The 3,011-nt window shown below is 49.0% G+C and carries 2 protein-coding genes; one reads left to right on the forward strand and one right to left on the reverse strand.

Annotated features, from left to right (window positions below; genetic code table 11):
- Nucleotides 1-2,785: M1 family aminopeptidase (locus WBV75_RS06640; protein WP_424119856.1), on the forward strand; the 2,785-nt coding region annotated here is incomplete at its 5' end.
- A gap of 30 nt (nucleotides 2,786-2,815) precedes the next feature.
- Here WBV75_RS06640 and WBV75_RS06645 read toward each other — a convergent pair.
- Nucleotides 2,816-3,011 (reverse strand): acyl-ACP desaturase (locus tag WBV75_RS06645; RefSeq protein ID WP_424119857.1); only part of this gene is annotated, 196 nt, incomplete at its 5' end.

Here is a 3,011-nt window from a genome sequence, read left to right on the forward strand (position 1 = left end):
ACCTGTAGCTCCTGTAGCCGATTTTTCCAAAGGGTATCAGTGGGCAAGTCTGAAAACACTGGCTAAAATCGAGGTGAAAAACGTGGTGAAAGACGTGTATTTCCGATCGATCCTGCTGGGTGGGCTGATCTTCCTGATCCTGGACTTCTGGATTGGCTTTACGCTCTACAGTGTTCCGAATTTTCCCTCTACCTCCTTTTTGATGGAGTACAAGACCTTTGACTACAATTTGTTTGTCTTTATCATCATCGTCTTCTTCACCGGAGAGAGCCTGCACCGGGATAAGTCTACCGGCTATTCCGTGATTAATGACACCTTTCCCGTACGCGACTGGGTGATTATCGCCTCCAAGTTTATAGGGATGGCGGTCATCTGCCTGGTCCTCACGATCCTGCCTATCATTGTTGGGGTCCTCATCCAGACCCTGAAGGGATATTTTGACTATGATTTTAGTGTCTATTTTATTGACAGCTTCCTGATCTCCTTCCCGGATTACCTGCAGATGACGTTGCTGGTTTTTGCCGTGCACCTGGTAGTAAACAACAAATTTGCAGGCCACGCTGCCGCCATAGGCATCTGGTTGGTTATCCTGATCCTGAGAAACTTTGCAGATTACAATTTCAACCTGTTCTTTTTTAGCTATAAACCAGGATATACCTGGAGCGATATGAACGGTCTGGGCCATTTTGGAAAGCCCCTTTTCTGGTTTAACCTCTATTGGACGGCATGGGGGATATTCCTGGTGCTGTTCTTTAGTGTCTTTTTCAGCCGGGGAAGCGAAAGTTCCTGGAAGAGCCGGTGGAAAATGGCTAAAGACCGATTCTTTGGGACTTCCCAAAAAATTGCCCTGTTCTTTTTAGCCGTAGCCCTGGGTTCGGGAGCTTATATTTATCAGAATGTGGTCTATAAAAAGAACTACCTCACCCCTGATGAAAATGATATGCGGCAGGTTGTCTATGAACAACAATTAAAGAAGTACGAGGACATCCCCCAACCCAAGTACACCAAAGTGAATATCCAGGCCGACCTGTATCCCATGGAACGGGATGCCTATTTTTCAGCAGAAGTAGAGCTGGTCAACAAAACCAATTCGCCTATAGACTCCATCCACTTTAATTCCACGGCCCTTTCGGATTTTGCCGTAATCCTGGATGGGGATACGCTGAAACACCGGTTTCCATTAAAATTCAAAGCCCCGAAATTTCAAATTTTTGGGAAGAATCCGAAGCGCGAATGGTATAAGATCACCCCACTGCCCAATACCATGATGCCCGGGGATACCCTGCAGATGACCATCGTGAGTAAGGTGGTTAATACCGGGTTCCCAAACTCCGGCTATGAGCGGGAGCTGGTCTACAACGGATCTTTCTTCAGCGGGGGTATCCCTGAGATTGGGTATAACGCCCAGGGAGAAATATCCTCTGATGAAGACCGTCGGAAGTACGGCCTGCCTGAAAAACCGGAGGACCTCCCCCCTCATAATGATCCCAAAGGAACAAGTACGCTCCTCTTTGCTGACGATGCCGATTTTATTCAGTTTGAGGCGGTCGTAAGTACGGTGCCTTCTCAAATCGCAGTAGCTCCGGGATATTTACAAAGGGAATGGGTAGAGGACGACCGCAGGTATTTTCACTACGTGCAGGACACCCCCATCCAGTGCTTTTTCACCTTTGTATCTGCCGAATACGACGTCCTGCGGGATGAAGCGACTCTTCCGGATGGGCAGAAGGTGGATATTGAGATTTTTCACCACCCTGCGCACAAATACAACCTGGATCGCTTCCTGCAGTCGTATAAAGATGGGCTGACGTATTTTTCCGAAACCTATGGCAATTTTCAGTTCCGCCAAATGCGCCTCTTGGAATTCCCGCGCTATGCGGGGTTCGCCCAATCCTTTCCCAATACGGTTCCGTTTTCGGAGAGTTTCGGTTGGGTGGCAGATTTTTCGGATGTTAACGACTTTGATTATGTCTATTACGTAACCGCCCACGAACTCGCCCACCAGTGGTGGGGACACCAAATTACCCCGAACTATACGCGGGGATCCAACCTCACGTCCGAAGCCCTTGCCGAATTCTCGGCCCTGATCCTATCCGAAAGGAGGTACGGGAAAGATAATATGAAACGGTTTTTAAAGGACGAGCTCGATGACTACCTCAGGGGAAGGTCCAATGAAAGCAAAAAGGAAAACGTGTTTGTAAATTGTAACCGTCCTTACCAGTGGTACAACAAAGGCAGCCTGATCCTGTATGGCCTTCGGGACCTGATCGGGGAGCAGGCCATGGACTCGGCCCTCTATAAATTCAATGCCGAATTCGGGCTGAAACTCGAGCCCCCTTTCCCGGGAAGCACAGACCTGTATCGCCATTTAAAGGAAGCTACGCCGGACAGCCTGCAATACTACCTGGAGGACACCTGGAACCGCATTACCCTGTATGACAATCGGGCCGAAGCTACTGAGGTTAAAAAGCTCGGGGAGGATGAATATGAAATCACCCTGAAGGTCCGTTCCCAAAAGCTCTATGCGGATGAAACCGGAAAAGAATCGGACGCCTCCTACGAGGGCGATTATATCGATATCGGTGTTTTTGCCGCGGAAGATCAGGATGAAAGCGGGCGTACCCGGGTGAATCCCTTATATCTGAAAAAGCACAAGGTTAAACCGGGTGAATCCACGATTACGATCCAGGTAAAAGGTATCCCTGAAAAAGCAGGTATCGACCCGTATAACAAGCTTATCGACCGTATTCCGGATGACAATACCACAGATGTAGAAATCGGATAGCCGGGGCTCGAACCCCGCTTTCTTCCAGCGCTATAGCATTCCGTTAGCCGTTACCCAGGAGAACCGGTAGGAATCTTCAGGGTAGGACATGCGTTCTGCAATACGCTCTAGTCGGGCGGGAAGTTTCATCAGGTATTCCCGGGCCTTTTCCGCATCATCAGACAGGGCGCGGAGGCCGTCGATTTCCCAATAGTCGTTGAGTTTTTTAAGGATTTCGATATAATCC

This window comes from Robiginitalea sp. (genome assembly GCF_049588695.1).
GTDB lineage: Bacteria > Bacteroidota > Bacteroidia > Flavobacteriales > Flavobacteriaceae > Robiginitalea.